This is a genomic window from Streptomyces sp. NPDC018610, from assembly GCF_044391765.1.
Taxonomy (GTDB): Bacteria; Actinomycetota; Actinomycetes; order Streptomycetales; family Streptomycetaceae; genus Streptomyces.
Map to the genome: position 1 here is coordinate 604714 of NZ_JBISAL010000001.1, position 18336 is coordinate 623049.

18 protein-coding genes are annotated in these 18336 nt (G+C 71.2%); 8 read left to right on the top strand and 10 right to left on the bottom strand.

What is annotated here, in order from left to right:
• The first annotated feature begins 96 nt into the window (after positions 1 to 96).
• Positions 97 to 930 carry a TerD family protein gene (locus ACH5A8_RS02725; protein WP_398997172.1) on the top strand — a complete coding sequence of 278 codons (834 nt, stop codon included), beginning with the start codon at positions 97 to 99 and terminating at the stop codon, positions 928 to 930.
• Between the two features lie 15 nt (positions 931 to 945).
• Here the strand turns inward: ACH5A8_RS02725 and ACH5A8_RS02730 are convergent, their stop codons facing one another.
• The 6 genes from ACH5A8_RS02730 to ACH5A8_RS02755 all read right to left on the bottom strand — a co-directional run bounded on the left by ACH5A8_RS02730 (position 946) and on the right by ACH5A8_RS02755 (position 5484).
• Positions 946 to 1680 carry a Tellurium resistance gene (locus tag ACH5A8_RS02730; protein WP_398997174.1) on the bottom strand — a complete coding sequence of 245 codons (735 nt, stop codon included), beginning with the start codon at positions 1678 to 1680 and terminating at the stop codon, positions 946 to 948.
• A 130-nt stretch (positions 1681 to 1810) separates the two neighbouring features.
• Positions 1811 to 2956, bottom strand: a complete 1146-nt coding sequence (locus ACH5A8_RS02735) for a DUF475 domain-containing protein (protein WP_398997176.1) — start codon at positions 2954 to 2956, stop codon at positions 1811 to 1813.
• A 76-nt stretch (positions 2957 to 3032) separates the two neighbouring features.
• Positions 3033 to 3611: a TerD family protein gene (locus ACH5A8_RS02740; RefSeq protein WP_398997179.1), complete on the bottom strand. Its 579-nt coding sequence runs from the start codon at positions 3609 to 3611 to the stop codon at positions 3033 to 3035.
• A gap of 144 nt (positions 3612 to 3755) precedes the next feature.
• A complete protein-coding gene (locus ACH5A8_RS02745; RefSeq protein WP_398997181.1) occupies positions 3756 to 4331 on the bottom strand; it encodes a TerD family protein in 576 nt (191 codons plus the stop codon).
• Positions 4332 to 4459: 128 nt separating this feature from the next.
• Positions 4460 to 4918, bottom strand: coding sequence for a peroxiredoxin (locus tag ACH5A8_RS02750; RefSeq protein ID WP_398997183.1), 459 nt, complete (start codon positions 4916 to 4918; stop codon positions 4460 to 4462).
• 128 nt (positions 4919 to 5046) lie between these two features.
• On the bottom strand, positions 5047 to 5484 hold the full coding sequence (locus tag ACH5A8_RS02755; protein WP_398997185.1) for a DUF3052 domain-containing protein: 438 nt from the start codon (positions 5482 to 5484) through the stop codon (positions 5047 to 5049).
• A 386-nt stretch (positions 5485 to 5870) separates the two neighbouring features.
• Between ACH5A8_RS02755 and aceE the strand changes: the two genes are divergently transcribed.
• Complete coding sequence (gene aceE / locus ACH5A8_RS02760; RefSeq protein WP_398997187.1) at positions 5871 to 8618, top strand: pyruvate dehydrogenase (acetyl-transferring), homodimeric type; 2748 nt, start codon at positions 5871 to 5873, stop codon at positions 8616 to 8618.
• A gap of 83 nt (positions 8619 to 8701) precedes the next feature.
• Here aceE and ACH5A8_RS02765 read toward each other — a convergent pair whose 3' ends face one another.
• Positions 8702 to 9052 (bottom strand): small hydrophobic protein, encoded by a 351-nt coding sequence (locus ACH5A8_RS02765; protein ID WP_398997189.1) that lies wholly within the window; start codon positions 9050 to 9052, stop codon positions 8702 to 8704.
• Between the two features lie 275 nt (positions 9053 to 9327).
• Entirely contained in the window at positions 9328 to 10947 is a 1620-nt protein-coding gene (locus ACH5A8_RS02770) for an MFS transporter (RefSeq protein WP_398997190.1), read from the bottom strand.
• A gap of 132 nt (positions 10948 to 11079) precedes the next feature.
• Between ACH5A8_RS02770 and ACH5A8_RS02775 the strand changes: the two genes are divergently transcribed.
• The 3 genes from ACH5A8_RS02775 (at position 11080) to ACH5A8_RS02785 (ending at position 14103) form a co-directional block, all read left to right on the top strand.
• Positions 11080 to 11763 (top strand): TetR family transcriptional regulator, encoded by a 684-nt coding sequence (locus ACH5A8_RS02775; protein ID WP_398997192.1) that lies wholly within the window; start codon positions 11080 to 11082, stop codon positions 11761 to 11763.
• A 189-nt stretch (positions 11764 to 11952) separates the two neighbouring features.
• Positions 11953 to 13170 carry an alpha/beta hydrolase gene (locus ACH5A8_RS02780; protein ID WP_398997194.1) on the top strand — a complete coding sequence of 406 codons (1218 nt, stop codon included), beginning with the start codon at positions 11953 to 11955 and terminating at the stop codon, positions 13168 to 13170.
• 66 nt (positions 13171 to 13236) lie between these two features.
• Positions 13237 to 14103 carry a DUF4429 domain-containing protein gene (locus ACH5A8_RS02785; protein ID WP_398997197.1) on the top strand — a complete coding sequence of 289 codons (867 nt, stop codon included), beginning with the start codon at positions 13237 to 13239 and terminating at the stop codon, positions 14101 to 14103.
• A gap of 24 nt (positions 14104 to 14127) precedes the next feature.
• Here the strand turns inward: ACH5A8_RS02785 and ACH5A8_RS02790 are convergent, their stop codons facing one another.
• Positions 14128 to 14631 carry a MerR family transcriptional regulator gene (locus tag ACH5A8_RS02790; RefSeq protein WP_398997198.1) on the bottom strand — a complete coding sequence of 168 codons (504 nt, stop codon included), beginning with the start codon at positions 14629 to 14631 and terminating at the stop codon, positions 14128 to 14130.
• 106 nt (positions 14632 to 14737) lie between these two features.
• On the opposite strand from ACH5A8_RS02790, the gene ACH5A8_RS02795 reads away from it, so the two are divergent.
• On the top strand, positions 14738 to 15208 hold the full coding sequence (locus ACH5A8_RS02795) for a GNAT family N-acetyltransferase (protein ID WP_398997200.1): 471 nt from the start codon (positions 14738 to 14740) through the stop codon (positions 15206 to 15208).
• 18 nt (positions 15209 to 15226) lie between these two features.
• Positions 15227 to 16048 carry a serine hydrolase domain-containing protein gene (locus ACH5A8_RS02800; protein WP_398997202.1) on the top strand — a complete coding sequence of 274 codons (822 nt, stop codon included), beginning with the start codon at positions 15227 to 15229 and terminating at the stop codon, positions 16046 to 16048.
• Between the two features lie 84 nt (positions 16049 to 16132).
• Here ACH5A8_RS02800 and ACH5A8_RS02805 read toward each other — a convergent pair whose 3' ends face one another.
• On the bottom strand, positions 16133 to 16396 hold the full coding sequence (locus tag ACH5A8_RS02805; protein ID WP_398997204.1) for a hypothetical protein: 264 nt from the start codon (positions 16394 to 16396) through the stop codon (positions 16133 to 16135).
• Between the two features lie 449 nt (positions 16397 to 16845).
• Between ACH5A8_RS02805 and ACH5A8_RS02810 the strand changes: the two genes are divergently transcribed.
• Positions 16846 to 18291 carry a hypothetical protein gene (locus ACH5A8_RS02810; protein WP_398997206.1) on the top strand — a complete coding sequence of 482 codons (1446 nt, stop codon included), beginning with the start codon at positions 16846 to 16848 and terminating at the stop codon, positions 18289 to 18291.
• Positions 18292 to 18336: the final 45 nt, after the last annotated feature.

The window sequence follows — 18336 nt, forward strand, 5'->3', positions numbered from 1 at the left end:
GGGGGCATGAATTTCTGGTAACGCAGCCGGACGTCCAGGTGTCGGCGGCCCGCACCCGCGTTGTCGTGGCCAGGACCGAGAAGGCAGGATGACCGCATGACGCACGCGATGTCGAAGGGGTCGAACGTCCCGCTGGAGACCACCACGGTACGGGCGGTGGTGCGCTGGACGCCGGGACAGGGGGTGCCGGACGTCGACGCCTCGGCGCTGCTCCTCGGCCCCGGCGGTCGTGTGCGCTCCGACGAGGACTTCGTCTTCTACAACCAGCCCCGGCACCCCTCCGGGACGGTCTGGCGGCTGGGCAAGCGACGGGACGCGGACGGCCTGACCGACACGGTGCAGACGGACCTGGCCGGGGTCGAGCCCGCGGTGGGGCGGATCCTGGTCGTCGCCTCGGCGGACGGCGTCGCCTTCGACCGGGTGCGGACGCTGAGCATCCTGCTGTACGACGCGACGGTCGCCGACGGGGAGCCGCTGGCGTACTTCGACATCAAGCCGGAGACCGGGCAGGAGACCGCGCTGATCTGCGGGGAGCTGTACCGGCGGGGCGAGGGGTGGAAGTTCCGGGCGCTCGGTGAGGGCTATTCGAACGGGCTGAAGGGGCTCGCGACCGACTTCGGGATATCGGTGGACGAGGCCGAGGAGGCCGGTGGGGACGACGGCGGCGAGGGAGCTGCCGCGTCCGCCGCTCAGCCGTTGCCGCCGGAGCAGCCCACGTACGGGTACCCGCAGGCGGTGGGTGGCTCGACCGCGGTCACCGCGGCGGTGCCGGCCACGGCCGCGGCGGCCACGGGGGTGGCGGGGGCCGCTTCGGGAGGGCCCGCCTACGGGTATCCGCCGTCGGGGTACGGGTATCCGCCCGCGCCCGCGGTGGCGCCCGACCCGGAGTTCCGGCTGCCGCCGCAGGGGCCTCAGTTCATCGGGCGGTGAAGCGGGCCGCGGGGGTCAGTGGGCGTTGTTCTTGTAGCCCCGGCCCCATTGGAGGCCCCAGCCGTAGAGGCGGTCCAGCTCCGCCTGGAAGCCGTAGACGAACTTGACCTCGCGGCGCACGACGAGCTCGCCCTTGACGTTCTCGATCAGGACGACCGCGCACGAGCGGGCCTGCGGCTGGCGCTCGTCGAGGCCGATCTCGATGCGGGGGCCGTTGCTCGGGTAGAGCGTGACGATGGCGTGGGTACGGTCGAAGGCCGGCGTCTGGTCGTAGATGTAGACGAAGACCAGCAGCCGTCTGATGTCGTCCCGGTGGTCGAGGTTGACGTAGATCGTCTCACCGGTTCCCGAGCCGAACCGGTCGTCGCCGCTCAGCTTGACGTACGGCGGTGAGTTCACGTCGCCGAGGAAGCCGCCCAGCGGCTGCACCACGCCCTTGGTGCCGTCGGCCAGCTCGTACATGCAGCCGAGGTCGAGGTCGACGTTGACCATGGACTGGCTGTGTCCCATGACCTCCGGCGGCTTGAGCGCCCGCAGCGGGTGGCGCAGCAGGCTCTCGCGGGTGGAGCCGCCGATGTCGGAGGTGCGCATCCGCCAGGTCAGGTTGATGCGCAGGTGCCCGGTGGCCGCGCCCTGCTTGGTCAGCGACACCTGGTGGTGCCGTTTGGTCAGTTCGATCGCGTTGGACGCGGCGCTGCCCGAGTCGAACTCGGCCGCGCGCCCGCCCAGCAGACCGTCCAGGAAACCCATGTCCCCCCACCTTCACCGCGCTCACCACCCCGCACACATGCCGGCGGGGCGGCCCGAGGACGCGGCTCGCACCGCTCGCCGTCGTCCTCGCCGGCCGCCCCGCTCGAAGCGTCCCCAGGGGGGTGGGCCGTCACACCCCTGACTGGACCTCGGTGTGCTCGCCCGGGCCCGCCGTGCCCTCCTCGGCCGCCAGCGCGCGGTTGCGGCGCACGGAGGACCAGAAGGACCAGGCGATCAGGATCACGCCGACCAGACCGGTGATCACCTCGTTGATCTCGTACTGGATGGTGACCATGAGGATCACGGCCAGCGCGCCGATCGCGTAGTGGGCGCCGTGCTCCAGGTAGACGTAGTCGTCGAGGGTGCCCTGGCGGACCAGGTAGACGGTCAGCGACCGGACGTACATGGCGCCGATGCCGAGGCCGAGGGCCATCATGACGATGTCGTTGGTGATGGCGAAGGCGCCGATCACACCGTCGAAGGAGAAGGACGCGTCCAGCACCTCGAGGTAGAGGAACATGAAGAACGCGGCCTGGCCGGCCAGCACCACCGCGGGCTTCTTCTTGCCGGTGCGGGCGGCCTCTTCCTCCTCCTCGTGCTCGCGCTCCTCCTCTTCCTCCAGCTTGTCCTCGAAGAATCCGGACAGACCGCCGACGATCATGTAGGTGATCAGACCGGCGATGCCGGCGATCAGGACCGTCTGCGCCTTGTCGACGTGCGCGCCGCCGTGCTGGTGGGCGTGGGTGGCGAAGGTGAAGGAGGTGATCAGCAGGACGATCAGGGCGATGCAGACCGACAGCATGTCGACCTTGCCGAGCTTGGCCAGCGGCCGCTCGATCCAGCGCAGCCACTGGATGTCCCGGTCCTCGAAGATGAAGTCGAGGAAGATCATCAGCAGGAACATGCCGCCGAAGGCGGCGATCGCCGGATGGGCGTCCGTCACCAGTTGCTGGTAGCGGTCCTTGTCGCTGAACGCGAGGTGGACGGCCTCGATCGGTCCCATCTTGGCGGTGATGGCGACGATGACGACGGGGAAGACCAGACGCATGCCGAAGACGGCGATGAGCACGCCGACCGTGAGGAAGATCTTCTGCCAGAAGGCGTTCATCTTCTTCAGGATCCCGGCGTTGACCACCGCGTTGTCGAACGACAGCGAGATCTCCAGGACGGCGAGGATCGCCACCACGCCGAAGGCGGTCCATCCCCCGTAGAAGACCGCGGCGATCAAGCCGAGTACGGTGATCGCGAACGACCAGCCGAAGGTTTTCAGAAGCACTGGCTACCCAATCCGTATGTGTACGGGTTCCCCCGTCGCCTGCGTACGGGTCTCCCCCGTCGCCGTACCCGGCTTTTTACGAAACGTTGACTCCGAAGTCTAGAGCGATGCCGCGCAGTCCGGACGCGTACCCCTGTCCCACCGCCCGGAACTTCCACTCGCCCTGGTAGCGGTAGAGCTCGCCGAAGATCATGGCCGTTTCGGTGGAGGCGTCCTCGCTCAGGTCGTAGCGGGCGAGCTCCTGGCCGTCGGCCTGGTTGACCACGCGGATGAAGGCGTTGGAGACCTGTCCGAAGGTCTGGCCGCGCTCGTCGGCCATGTGGATCGAGACCGGGAAGACGATCTTCTCGCACTGCGCCGGCACCTTGCCGAGGTCCACCAGGATCGACTCGTCGTCGCCCTCGCCCTCACCGGTGAGGTTGTCGCCGGTGTGCTCGACGGAGCCGTCGGGGCTCGTGAGCTGGTTGTAGAAGACGAACCACTCGTCGCCCATGACCCGGTTGCCGGCCGAGCACAGCAGCGCGCTGGCGTCGAGGTCGAAGGGGGCTCCGGTGGTGGAGCGCGCGTCCCAGCCGAGACCGATCATGACGTTGGTCAGGTTGGGTGCGGCCTTGGACAGGGAGACGTTGCCCCCCTTGGCGAGTGTGACGCCCATGATGCTGGTCCTCCCCGGGGATGGTGCGCTTCTGGTTGTCCTGCGCGTCCGGCGCCGCGCGGAAACGCGCGGCGCCGGACGGTCAGGCGTTCTGGTCGCCCATGGGTTGCTGAGCGTGGGGCCCCGCGGCCCCGGTCGTTCGGCTCAGACGTTGACGCCGAAGTCCTGGGCGATGCCGCGCAGACCCGAGGCGTAGCCCTGGCCGATGGCGCGGAACTTCCACTCCGCGCCGTTGCGGTACAGCTCGCCGAAGACCATGGCGGTCTCGGTGGAGGCGTCCTCCGAGAGGTCGTAGCGGGCGATCTCCGCGCCGCCGGCCTGGTTGACCACGCGGATGTAGGCGTTGCGCACCTGGCCGAAGGACTGCTGGCGGTTCTCGGCGTCGTAGATCGAGACCGGGAAGACGATCTTGTCGACGTCGGCCGGGACGCCGGCCAGGTCGACCTTGATGACCTCGTCGTCGCCCTCGCCCTCACCGGTGAGGTTGTCGCCGGTGTGCTCGACCGAGCCGTCGGGGCTCTTGAGGTTGTTGAAGAACACGAAGTTCTGGTCGCTGCCGACCTTGCCGGCCGCGTTCAGCAGCAGTGCGCTGGCGTCCAGGTCGAAGTCGGTGCCGGTGGTGGTGCGGGCGTCCCAGCCCAGGCCGACGAGGACCGCGGTCAGGCCCGGCGCCTCCTTCGTCAGCGATACGTTGCCGCCCTTGCTGAGGCTGACTCCCACGAGTCCTCCATTGGTGTCCGGGGGCGGGGAGCCCCGTCGTGCATCGGATATGGGATCAACGTCTCGATCCTAGTGACGGGTTCCCGTAACCGGCAGGTCGTGCGGCCGAACGCGTCGGGGACGCCGGATCAGAGGGTGTCGAGGGCCTTCACGTAGTCGTTCAGGTCGCGGGCGTCCGGCAGGGCGTTGACCACCGTCCAGCGCACGACGCTCTCCTTGTCGATGACGAAGGTGCCGCGCACGGCGCAGCCCTTGTCCTCGTCGAGGACGCCGTAGTCGCGCGAGGCGGCGCCGTGCGGCCAGAAGTCGCTGAGCAGCGGGTACTCGAGCCCCTCCTGCTCGGCGAAGACGCGCAGGGTGTGGATGGAGTCGTTGGAGACGGCGAGCAGCTGGGTGTCGTCGTTGACGAACTTCGGCAGGTTGTCGCGCAGCGCGCACAGCTCGCCGGTGCACACGCCGGTGAAGGCGAACGGGTAGAACAGCAGTACGACGTTCTTCTCGCCGCGGAAGTCGGACAACCGCACGGTGCGGCCGTGGTTGTCCTTGAGCTCGAAGTCGGGCGCCTTGTCTCCGACCTGGATCGCCATCGTCCTGCTTCCCTTCGGTGGGGCTGTTCGGGTGGGACCACCCTACGCAGCGATCACCACGGACCGGCGGACGGGCCGACGTATCGGCCCGTCCGCCGGGACGGTGGGCGTGCCGGACGCCCGGGAAACTACTTCTTGGACTTGGCCGCCTTCGGCGTGAGCAGCCTGGTGCCGTTCCAGTCCTTGCCCACGTTGACGCTCTTGGTCTGCGACAGACCGGCGGTCGTCGCGGCGTCGCCGATGTCACTGGGCTCGACGTATCCGTCCCGGCCGGTCTTCGGCGTCAGGAGCAGGATCACTCCGCCCTCGTCGAGGAAGCTCAGCGTGTCGACCAGCGCGTCCGTCAGGTCGCCGTCCTCGTCGCGGAACCACAGCACCACGGCGTCGGCAACGTCGTCGTAGTCCTCGTCGACGAGCTCACTGCCGATGACTTCCTCGATGGACTCGCGGAGCTCCTGGTCGACGTCGTCGTCGTAGCCGATCTCCTGGACCACCTGTCCGGGCTGGAAACCCAGCCTGCCGGCCGGGTTGGTCCGCTCCTCCGCGTGGTCCGCGGTCGCGCTCACGGGTTGCCTCCTGATCATGTTGCGATTGGGTCTTCGGCCTCGCGCGTGCGCGAAGCGTTGGCCGTAGTCCACACGGGCGGGCCGGATCGCGCAAGTACCCGGCGGTTCGGACCGCCGAAACGGTGACGTTCCCGGCTGTGTCGCCGCAACTCCTGACACCGTATCCCGACCCGCGGTGACGTACACCACACCATTGTGTCCGTTTCGCCCGGTCGGCAACCCCGGGGGTCGCGGCCGACGGCCCCGAGTACGTCCTTCTACCCCTCGGTAGAGATGACTTTGCCAGTTGCGAGGTACACGATGGGGAATGGTTCAGGCACAGGATGACAACCCGCACGACCCGAGCACAAACCAGAAAAGTCGCCCTCTGACAGGTAAGGAACAGCGTGGCTTCCGGATCCGATCGAAACCCGATCATCATTGGCGGCCTTCCGAGTCAGGTTCCTGACTTCGATCCCGAGGAGACCCAGGAGTGGCTCGACTCGCTCGACGCCGCCGTCGACGAGCGGGGCCGGGAGCGGGCCCGCTACCTCATGCTCCGGCTGATCGAACGCGCCCGGGAGAAGCGCGTGGCCGTCCCGGAGATGCGCTCCACGGACTACGTCAACACCATCCCCACCAAGAGCGAGCCGTTCTTCCCGGGCAACGAGGAGATCGAGCGCAAGATCCTCAACGCGACCCGCTGGAACGCCGCGGTGATGGTCTCCCGCGCCCAGCGCCCCGGGATCGGCGTCGGCGGCCACATCGCCACCTTCGCCTCCTCCGCCTCGCTCTACGACGTCGGCTTCAACCACTTCTTCCGCGGCAAGGACGACGGCCGCGGCGGCGACCAGGTCTTCTTCCAGGGCCACGCCTCGCCCGGCATCTACGCGCGCGCCTATCTGCTGGACCGGCTCACCGAACGCCACCTGGACGGCTTCCGCCAGGAGAAGTCCAAGGCGCCCTACGGCCTGTCGAGTTACCCGCACCCGCGCTCGATGCCGGACTTCTGGGAGTTCCCCACCGTCTCCATGGGCCTCGGCCCGATCGGGGCGATCTACCAGGCCCGGATGAACCGCTACATGCAGGCGCGCGGGATCGCCGACACCTCCGACTCGCACGTGTGGGCCTTCCTCGGCGACGGCGAGATGGACGAGCCGGAGTCGCTCGGCCAGCTGTCCATCGCCGCCCGCGAGAACCTGGACAACCTGACCTTCGTGGTCAACTGCAACCTCCAGCGCCTGGACGGCCCGGTGCGCGGCAACGGCAAGATCATCCAGGAGCTGGAGTCGGTCTTCCGCGGCGCCGGCTGGAACGTGATCAAGCTGATCTGGGACCGCTCCTGGGACCCGCTGCTCGCGCAGGACCGCGACGGCGTGCTGGTCAACCGGATGAACACCACCCCGGACGGCCAGTTCCAGACCTACGCCACCGAGTCCGGCGCCTACATCCGCGACCACTTCTTCGGCGACGACCACCGGCTGCGCGCGATGGTCGAGAACATGACCGACCACCAGATCCTGATGCTGGGCCGCGGCGGTCACGACCACCGCAAGATCTACGCGGCCTTCAAGGCGGCCGTGGAGCACAAGGGCCAGCCCACGGTCATCCTCGCCAAGACGGTCAAGGGCTGGACGCTCGGCCCGAACTTCGAGGGCCGCAACGCCACCCACCAGATGAAGAAGCTGACGGTGGAGGACCTCAAGCGGTTCCGGGACCGGCTGCACCTGCCGATCTCCGACAAGGAGCTGGAGTCCGGCCCGCCGCCGTACTACCACCCGGGCCGGGACTCGGACGAGATCCAGTACATGCACGACCGCCGCAAGCAGTGCGGCGGCTACGTCCCGACCCGCGTCGTGCGCGCGAAGCCGCTCGCGCTGCCGGACGACAAGGCGTACGCGTCCGTGAAGAGGGGCTCGGGCCAGCAGTCCATCGCCACCACCATGGCGTTCGTGCGGCTGCTGAAGGACCTCATGCGGGACAGGGAGCTCGGCAGGCGGTTCGTGCTGATCGCGCCGGACGAGTACCGCACCTTCGGCATGGACTCGTTCTTCCCGAGCGCGAAGATCTACAACCCGCTCGGCCAGCAGTACGAGTCCGTGGACCGCGACCTGCTGCTCGCGTACAAGGAGTCGCCGACCGGGCAGATGCTGCACGACGGCATCTCGGAGTCGGGCTGCACGGCCTCCGCGATCGCGGCGGGCTCGGCCTACGCCACCCACGGCGAGCCGCTGATCCCGGTCTACGTCTTCTACTCGATGTTCGGTTTCCAGCGCACCGGCGACCAGTTCTGGCAGATGGCCGACCAGCTGGCGCGCGGCTTCGTCCTGGGCGCGACCGCCGGACGCACGACCCTGACCGGTGAGGGACTTCAGCACGCCGACGGCCACTCGCAGCTGCTCGCCTCGACCAACCCGGCGTGCGTGGCCTACGACCCGGCGTACGCCTACGAGATCGCGCACATCGTGCAGGACGGCCTGCGCCGGATGTACGGCGGCGACGAGCGGCACCCGCACGGCGAGGACGTCTTCTACTACCTCACCGTCTACAACGAGCCGATCCAGCAGCCGGCCGAACCGGCGGACGTGGACGTGGAGGGCATCCTCAAGGGCGTCCACCGGATCTCCGTGGGCACCGCGGGCGAGGTCGCGGCCCAGATCATGGCGTCCGGCGTGGCGGTGCCGTGGGCCCTGGAGGCGCAGCGGCTCCTCGCCGCGGACTGGAACGTCAGGGCCGACGTCTGGTCGGCGACCTCCTGGAACGAGCTGCGGCGCGAGGCCGTGGCGTGCGAGGAGCACAACCTGCTGCACCCCGAGGAGGAGCAGCGGGTGCCGTGGGTGACGCGGAAGCTGAGCGGGGCCGAGGGGCCGTTCGTGGCCGTCTCGGACTGGATGCGCTCGGTGCCGGACCAGATCGCGCGGTGGGTGCCGGGAACGTACCAGTCGCTGGGCGCCGACGGCTTCGGCTTCGCCGACACCCGCGGGGCGGCCCGGCGGTTCTTCCACATCGACGCCCCCTCGATCGTGGTGGGCGTGCTGACCGAGCTGGCGCGCGAGGGGAAGGTGGACCGGTCGGTGCTCAAGCAGGCGATCGACCGCTACCAGCTGCTCGACGTGGCGGCGGCCGACCCGGGCGCGGCGGGCGGCGACGCGTAGCGCGCCGGCCTTCCGGGAACGGCGCCGGGCCCCCGCCTCACGATGAGGACGGGGGCCCGGTCGCGTTCCGGAGCGCCTCGGGGTCAGAGCATGCCGTTGCCCCAGCTCGCCGCCCCGGCCAGCCAGATGACGGCCAGGAGCGTGTCGATGGCGCCGAGGACGACGGCGACCAGGGCGGGCACCGAGCGGTCGGCTCCCGTCCAGCTGCGGCCCATCGCCAGCCAGCCGCAGACGACCGCCGCCGGCCCCAGGACGATGCCCAGCGCGAAGAATCCGGCGATCGCGCAGACGGTTCCGACGATCCCGAGCGTCGCGCTGTCCAACCCTCCCCCGAGCACTCGGCTCCGCTCGTGCAGGGGGGACCCCCCTCGGGACCACGTCCGGCCACGTGAACGGGGGTGTGCGCGCGTTCCGTTTCCGAAGCCCGCCATCATCAACTCCTCGAACCCCGGGTCGAGTTGGTGTTCTGGGGGTTCTCAGGTGCGGGTACCCCGGACAGGTCTGTCAATCCCGTCTCGCACCGTGTGGCGCGCTGCCCCCCTCCGGCAGCGCGCCCCGGCGGCCCTTCCTCCGTCCCCTGCGGAGTACTTGACCCACTGTCACCTGTGGCGCGAGCCGGGGGCGAGCGGTCCTGGACGGCGTCACCCTGATAGGCGAACCGGAGGAAGAAGGCGGCCGGCGGACCCGGACGGTCCACCGGCCCGGGACGTCAGATGTGGCCGACGCCCGCGCCCGCCTCCGCGTTCGCCCCGCGCTTGGTGAGCAGCGCGACCAGGACGGCCACGACCGCGACACCGGCGGCGACGAGCGAGGCGAGGCTCATGCCGGAGATGAACGTGTCGTGCGCGACGGCGGTGATCTTCGCGGCGACCGCCTCCGGCGTGCCCTTGGGCACGGGCGCGATGCCGACCTGGACGGCCTCGGAGGCCTGGGCCGTCTGTTCCGGGGTGAGCGGCGGAAGCCCGGCGTCCTTCCAGTTGCCCGCCAGGTCGCTGTCGACCTTGGAGACCATCACGGCGCCCAGGACGGCCGTGCCCAGGCTGCCGCCGATCTGCATGGCGGCCTGCTGGAGGCCGCCGGCCACACCGGAGAGCTCCATCGGCGCGTTGCCGACGATGACCTCGGTGGCGCCGACCATGACCGGGGCGAGGCCGAGGCCGAGCAGGGCGAACCAGAGCGACATGGTGACGCTGCCCGTGTCCGTGTCCAGGGTGGACATGCCGTACATGGCGATCGCGGTGGCCGCCATGCCGCCGGCCAGCGGGATGCGCGGACCGACCTTGGTGATCATCGCGCCCGCGAGCGGCGAGCCGACGATCATCATGCCGGTCAGCGGCAGCAGGTGCAGACCGGCGTCGACCGGGCTCATCCCGTGCACGTTCTGCAGGTAGAAGGTGACGAAGAACAGGCCGCCCATGAACGCGATGGCCATCAGGACCATCAGGACGACACCGGCGGACAACGGGACGGAGCGGAACATCCCCAGCGGGATCAGCGGCTCCTTCACCCTCGACTCCCAGAAGGCGAAGGCGGCGAAGGCGAGCACGGACCCGGCGATGAACGCCCACGTCTTCACGTCGCCCCAGCCCCAGGTCGGCGCCTTGATGAGCGCCCACACCAGGCAGAACATCGCGCCGGACAGCAGGACGATGCCGGGGATGTCGAAGGAGCGCGGGGCGTTCCGCGCGCGGTGGTCGAGCAGGATCAGCGCGCCCAGGACCAGGGCGACGGCGCCGACGGGCACGTTGATGAAGAACACCGACTGCCAGTTGACGTGCTCGACGAGGACACCGCCGAGGATCGGGCCGCCGGCGGTGGAGGCGCCGATGACCATGCCCCAGATGCCGATGGCCATGTTGAGCTTCTCGGCCGGGAAGGTGGCCCGCAGCAGACCGAGCGCGGCCGGCATCAGCAGCGCGCCGAACAGGCCCTGGAAGACGCGGAAGGTGACGACCATGGCGATGCTGTTCGACAGGCCGATGGCGCCGGAGGCGGCGGCGAAGCCGGTGACGCCGATCAGGAAGGTCTGGCGGTGCCCGAAGCGGTCGCCGAGCTTGCCCGCCGTGATCAGGGACACGGCGAGGGCGAGGAAGTAGCCGTTGGTGATCCACTGGACGTCGGCGAAGCTGGCGCCCAGGTGCTCCTTGATGACCGGGTTGGCGATGGCCACGATGGTGCCGTCCAGGGCCACCATCATGACCCCTACGGCGACGGTGATCAGGGTGAACCAGGGATGGCCGCGCATTCCCTCGGCCGGCGCGAGGTGCGACGGATCCCCGGACGCACCGCCGCCCTGCCCGGTTGCGTCGATGGTGGTCTGACTAGTCATACATTCGAGGCTAGTGTCAGTCGCTGACAAACGACAAACCGATTCACAAGTCGGTCGCTGACACGTCACCCTCCTATACGCTGAACTGGGGAAACAGTTCGCACAAGAGGCCGCGGAAGCACGGAGAGACACATGGAGACGGCGGGGACCGCCGAGGCGGTGCCACAGCCGGCACCGCGCCCGGGGCTGCGCGAGCGCAAGAAGCGGCGCACCCGCGACGCGCTGCTGCGGGCCGCGCTCGAACTGTTCACCACCGAGGGGTACGAGCAGACGACGGTCGACGACGTCGCGGAGGCCGTCGGCGTCTCGCAGCGCACCTTCTTCCGCTACTTCCCCGGCAAGGAGGAGGCCGCCTTCGCGGTGCAGGACACGGTGGAGGCCCACTTCGTCCAGGCGCTGCGCGCCCGCCCGCCCCGGGAGGCGCCGCTGGAGGCGCTGCGCCGGGCGGTGCTGGACAGCTGGGACACGATCAACGACGCCGTCGAGAGCGTCGTGCCCGTCGAGCTGTACCTGCGCATGTTCTGGGTGATCGAGTCCACTCCCGTGCTGCTCGCCGCGTATCTGCGCCGCTCGGTGGAGACGGAGGAGGAGATCGCCCGGCTGCTCGCCGCGCGCGAGGGCCTCGACGTGGACGCCGACCCCCGGCCGCGCCTCGCGGTGGCCGTCTTCGGCGGCGTGATGCGGGTGACGGGCCGTCAGTGGAGCACGGGCGAGGACTTCAGCCTGGAGGCGATACGGACCCTCACGGCCTCCTATCTGGACCAGGTGGGCCCGGCGCTGACCGGCAACTGGCGCGGCGGCGGCGCGCACGCCTGAGCGCCGGCCCCCCGGCGGGAGACACCGGCCCCCGCCGCGCGGGCACTTGGGCGACGGGTGGTGAACTGCCGTACAGACGGGCGATCTTGAACAGGCGTGCGGACTGAGATTCCCGTCACGCGACGTGAAACGTGATCCCCGTCACTCGGTTACCGCGAGACCGTCCCGTTCTCCTAGTGTGTCCTCCCAGTGACTTCCTTCGACGCCTCCCCGCCCCTCAACGTCTGGCGCGCCCTGCTCGCGCTGGCCGTGGTCTTCGTGATGCTGGCGACCACCGGCTGGACCGCCACGCGCGGCCATCGCGGGACCACCGCCCTCCAGGCCTCCCTGTCCGCGTGGGGGCACGGCCGCCTGCACGGGCGCCCGCTGCCCGACCCGGACACGGGCCCCGCCCGGCTCGCCCGGTTCTTCGCCTCGCTCGGCGCCCAGGACCGCGACCGGCTCGCCCACCGCTACCCGCTCGCCGTCGGCAACATGAACGGCGCCCCCGTCCGGCTGCGCTACGAGGCCAACCGCGTCGCGCTCGGCCAGGCCCGCGAGGTGGAGCTGAAGCGCACCCGCGACAGCCGGCTCACCCCGGCCGGCCAGCAGGACGCCGGCCGCCGCGCGCACCAGTTCTCCGCGCTCATGGGCTCGGGCCGCCAGATCCTCGCGTTCGACCCCGAGGGCTCCGGCCGCGTCGCCGAGGTCTTCGGCGACCTGCCCCGGGCCGGACGGGTCTCCGTCGTCGTCCCCGGCGTCGACACGGACCTGTCCACCTTCCGCCGCACCTACCGCCCGTACACGGCGCCCTACGGCATGGCGAAGTCGCTCTACGCCGCCGAGCGCACGGCGAGCCCCGGCACCCGCACGGCCGTCATCGCCTGGGCCGACTACACCGCGCCCAGCGGGCTCGGCGTGGACGCGGCCACCGCGATGCGCGCCGAGGACGGCGCCGTACGCCTGAACAAGCTGCTGCGCGCGCTGCCCGGCGCCGCGCCCGTCTCCCTGTTCTGCCACAGCTACGGCTCGGTGCTGTGCGGCCTCGCGGCGCACTCGCTGCCGGGCCGGGTGTCCGACATCGCGGTCGCGGCGAGCCCCGGTATGCGCGCCCGGACCGCCGCCGCTCTGCGCACCACCGCCCAGGTGTGGGCGATGCGCAACGCCACCGACTGGATCCGCGACGTGCCCTACCTGGAGCTCGGCGGCCTCGGCCACGGCGCCGACCCGGTCTCCGGGGCCTTCGGCGCGCGGGTGCTGTCGGCGCGGGACGCCAAGGGGCATGCCGGCTACTTCGAGCCGGGCACCGACAGCCTCACCAACCTCGCCGAGATCGGCGTCGGCGCGTACGGGTCGGTGCGGTGCGCCCATGACGACGACGGGTGCCGGGCGGGTTTGCCCGGCACGACGACGGCCGGACGCGCGTAGAGACAGCAGGAAGTGCGGTCCGCGCGGGGAGGGACGAAGAAGCCCGTGCCGCCTACGATGAGCCGCATGGGTGACGTACTGACCGGATTTCACGCTGCCTGGGAGTTCGCGTCCGATTCCGTGCTCATCCGGTACGAACGGGGGATACGGACACCGAAGCTCTTCCAGGCCCTCGGCGAGCGCCGGGTTCCGCTGGCCGCGCTCGCGCGCGTGACGCTGACCGCGGGCCGGCGCGGGACCGTGGTGCTGCGGGCCGAGCCGAGGCCCGGCGCGGACCCGCTGATGGACGCGGCCGACGGACAGCTCAAGGAGGGCAGCGACCCCTACCGGCTGGTGCTGCCCGCCGAACAGGCCCCGCTCGCCGAGCACCACGCCGACGAGCTGCGCGAACGCCTCACCGAGACCGGTCCGGCCGACCGCCATCTGGTGGCCGCGCCCGCCGTGCCGCTGCGGTTCAAGGCGTACGACGGCAAGGCGTCCTTCGACGGCGCGGCGGTGCGCTTCCGCTGGTCGTGGACGGGGGCGTCGTCGGCGAAGTGGAAGGCGGGCGACCAGAGCTTCCCGGTCGGCGACCTGGGCGGGGTGCGGTGGCGCTCGCCGGAGGTGTACGAGGGACACCTGAGACTGCTGCGGCGGGAGGCGGGCGCCGCGTCGGGCGCCGGCACGGCGCCGCCGCGGCCGGACCAGGACCCGGCCGCGGTGGTGTTCGGGCTCGGCTACGGGCCGGTCCACGAGTCGCTGCCGTTCGCGGCGGCGGTGCTGGCCGCGGTGCGGGCCGCCGCGCCCGCCCCCGTCACCACGGTCGCCGCGGGACGCCGCGACCCGGCCGACATCGCGGACCGGATCCGCCACCTCGGGGAGCTGCACCGGGCGGGGCTGGTGACGGACGACGAGTTCTCCGTGAAGAAGGCCGAACTGCTGGCGGAGCTGTAGGGCCTCTCGTTCGGATCACGCCGGTCACTGCCGGGACGCGTCCCGCTCCGCGTCGTGGCGGCGGCGCCCGGCGTCCGCGTAGAAGCCGATCTTGAGGTCCAGCACGGCGAGCGTGTCCTGGAGCTGGGCCATCCGCTCCAGCACGTCGCGGCGGGTCGCCTCCAGCAGTTCGTACCGCTCGCCGTAGGTCTCCTCCCCGCCGCGCACCAGCTCCGCGTACCTGACCATGTCGGCGACCGGCATGCCGGTCAGCCGGAGCTTGCCGACCAGGTCGAGCCACTCCAGGTCCCGGTTGGTGTAGCGGCGCTGCCCGGTGTGCGACCGGTCGACGTGCGCCATCAGACCGATCCGCTCGTACCAGCGCAGGGTGTGCGCCGTCAGCCCGGTGAAGGCGGCCACCTCGCTGATCGTGTACCGGTCCTGCCCGTCGGGGCGCGGGGGCCGCCGGGGCTCGGCGGAACAGACGCGGGTGCGGGCGAGGGCCTGTTCGGACTGGAGGGCCACGGCCGTGTTCGGCATCACCGTCATGGCCTCAACGCTATGACCTTCGAGTGCACTCCAAGCAAGCGGAAACCGGCCGTCGGACCGGAAAACCGGGGGACGTGGCCGGGGTCCGCAGCACTAGGGTGCGGGCATGAGTGTCGTACGACGTGCTGGGGCCGCCGACGCGGGGGAAGTGCTTCGGCTGCGCCAGGTGATGATCGACTCGATGGCCGGGGCGGACCGTTCCACGGACTGGCACGCCCGATCGCTGCCGGCGCTGCGGACACGGCTCGCCGAACCGGACGGGGACTTCGCCGCGTTCGTCGTGGACCACCCGCGGCGGCCGAAAGCGCTGGCGGCGATGGTCGCCGGGACGCTCGACTACCGCATCGGCCGGGCCGGCAACCCGCTCGGCACGGTCGGCTACGTCTTCAGCGTCGCCACCGACCCCGACGCCCGCAGACAGGGCTACGCGCGAGCCTGCATGGACGCGCTGCTGGACTGGTTCCGCGGCCGGGGCGCCGACCGGGTGCAGCTCACCACGTCCGCCGAGGGCGCGCCGCTGTACGCCTCCCTGGGCTTTCGCCCCAAGCCCGACCCGTTGCTGGAACTGTGGCTGTGAGCACTTAGGCTCGGTGCCATGTCGTTGAAGAGTCTGGCGTCGATCGAGAACTGGCCGGTGGCCACCGCCGCCGCGGGCGTGGTCCGCGCCGACGGCGCCGTCGCGGGCGTCCACGGCCCGACCGGGCACCGCTTCCCGCTGGCGTCGGTCACCAAGCCGCTGGCGGCCTACGCGGTGCTGGTGGCGTACGAGGAGGGCGCCGTCGAGCTGGACGAGCCGGCCGGCCCGCCCGGTGCGACCGTCCGCCACCTGCTCGCCCACACCTCGGGCCTGGCCTTCGACGAGCACCGGGTGACGGCCCCGCCCGGGGAGCGGCGGCTGTACTCCAACGCCGGTTTCGAGCAGCTCGGCGACCACGTCGCCAAGGCGACGGACATCCCCTTCGGGGAGTACCTGCGCCAGGCGGTCCTGGAGCCGCTGGGCATGACGGCGACGACCCTGGACGGCTCCCCCGCCAAGGACGGCGTCTCCACCGTGGACGACCTGCTCCGCTTCGCCGCCGAACTCCAGGTCCCGCGCCTGCTGGACCCGCGCACGGTCGCCGAGGCGATGACGGTCCAGTACCCGGGGACCAAGGGCGTCCTGCCGGGCTACGGCCACCAGAACCCCAACGACTGGGGCCTCGGCTTCGAGATCCGCGACTCCAAGTCCCCGCACTGGACGGGCTCTTCGTCCTCCCCCCGCACCTTCGGCCACTTCGGCCAGTCCGGCACGTTCCTGTGGACGGACCCGGACGCGGGCGCGGCCTGCGTGGCCCTGACGGACCGCGCCTTCGGCCCGTGGGCGATCGAGGCGTGGCCGCTGCTCACGGACGCGGTGCTGGCCGAGCTGCGCGGCTGAGCCCCGTACGCCGGCCCGGGGACGGCGACGGCGCGGCGGCCGGTGGCCCCACGGCCACCGGCCGGCCCCGGCTTCCCGTGCCGGTCAGCCTCCCGTCGGCGGCTGGTCCTTCGCGGGGAGGGCCCACAGGACCCAGAACGGGTCGTCCCAGTCGCAGTAGTAGTTCACCCATCCCTGGGCGAGGAGCTCCTGCCCGTCCCGCACACACTCGAGCTTGTCCCTCGTCCCACCGACCTCCCGGTAGCCCCAGGGGTTGGTTCCGGCGGCGGACGCCGTGCTCGCCATCAGCGGAACGGCCAGTGCCGCGGTGCCCACCGCGACGGCGATACGAGAACGCCACGACTTCATACATCTCTCCTCACGGACGGAGCCGGACCGAGCCTTGCCGGGCCGGCCCTCGACTCCTGTGCGGTCTGCGCGAGGTAAGACGTCGATCCGCGACGGGGCGTTCGAAACGCGGGGAGAAGATCCGGTGAACGGGCGCCGGCCGGCGCCCGTTCACCCGGCAGGGCTCCTGGAATCACGACGTCCGAGTGCGGGACCAGCCGGGTGCCGACGCATCCTTCTCTCGGATTCCGGCCAGGCACTCGACCACACCGACTCGCCCCGCCCGTCGGGCAGGACGGCTAGGGTGCGTACGGTTCGCGATCACTGCGCGATTTCCGTCACACACTGATCAAAAGCCGTCCCGAAAGCGCCACTTCATGTCGATCGACCGTAAGTTACGCCCGCAGTCCCCGCGTTCGGGGAGCGAGGCGGCGTCCGTCGCGCCTGTGTCCGCCCCCGGGCGTCGTACCGTGCCCGTCTGGTTGGTCCCGGTGCTGTGGACGTTCGCGCTCGGCCTGTGGGGGCTGTCCCGGCAGGACAGCGTGTGGCGGGACGAGGCCGCCACCTGGCAGGTGGCCCGGCGCTCCACGGCCGACATCTGCCACATGCTGGGCAACGTCGACGTCGTGCACGGCTGCTACTACCTGCTGATGCACCTGCTGTTCGAGTGGTTCGGGCCCGGCACCACGACCCTGCGGCTGCCGTCCGTGCTGGCCACGGGGGTCGCGGCGGCCTGCGTGGCCGTCCTCGGCGACCGGCTGGCCGGCCGGTGGGCGGGCCTGGCCGGCGGGATGGCGTTCGGGCTGCTCCCGGCCGTGCAGTTCCACCTTCAGGAAGGCCGGCCGTACGCGCTGGTCGCCGCCGGGGCCGCGCTCTCCACCCTGCTGCTCGTCATCGCGCTGCGCCGGCCCGTCCACGCCTTCCACTGGGCCGCCTACGGCTGCGCCGTCCTGTCGTCGGGGCTGTTGAACTGGCTCTCGCTGATGGTCCTTCCGGCGCACCTGGTGACGGTGCTGTGGGTCCGTGCCGGGCGGGAGACCCTGCTGCGGTGGACGGCCGCCGCCGTCGCCGCCACGGTCTGTGTGCTGCCGCTGGTCCTCTACAGCCGGCGCCAGTCGGCGCAGGTGTCGTGGATACCGCCGCTGACCTGGCACATGCTGATCGGCCCCGCCGTCCTGCTGGCGATCGGCGGCGTCGGCGCCCTGCTGGAGAGGCCCCGGGCCGGCCGGCTGTCGGCGGCGGCCGTCGGATTCCCCCTGCTCGCGGTGCCGCAACTCGGCCTCGTCGCCCTCTCCCTGGTCCAGCCGCTGTTCCTGGACCGGTACGTCCTCTACAGCATGCTCGGCCTCGCCCTGCTGATCGGCACGGCCGTCGGCGCGGCGGTACGGGCCGTCGCCCCCCGCTCCCGGACGGCCTCGAAGTGGGTCCTGCCCGTGGTGGTCGCCACGGCGACGGCGGCGCTGCTGCCGCAGTCGCTGGCCGAGCGCTCCCCGGCGAGCCGGGTGGACGACGTCCTGGCGACAGCGTCGGACGTACGGCGGATGAAGCAGCCCGGGAACGCGGTGCTCTTCGTCCCCTCGGCCCGCCGCGACACCCGGTCCGTGTCGCCGGACGCCTTCGCCGGCCTGCGCGACATAGCCCTCGCGCGGAGCCCGGAGCGCTCCGGGACGCTGAAGGGCGTGGAGGCGAGCCCGGACCGCATACGGGCCGCGATGCTGGCGCAGCGCCGGATACTGCTGGTGACCGACGCGGCCCGGGTGGCGAAACCGGTGACGGCCGAGCGGGACAGGACGAAGACCGCCGTGCTGAGGGCGTGCTTCAGGGCGGTGGCCGACGCGCAGGTCCGCGGCCGGCGGGTGACGGTGTACGAACGGCTCGCGCCGGCCCGTGCGCGGGCCGGCTCCTGCGGCTCCTGACCCATGCGGCCGCCCGAACCCGGTGGCCCGCTCCCGCACCCCGCG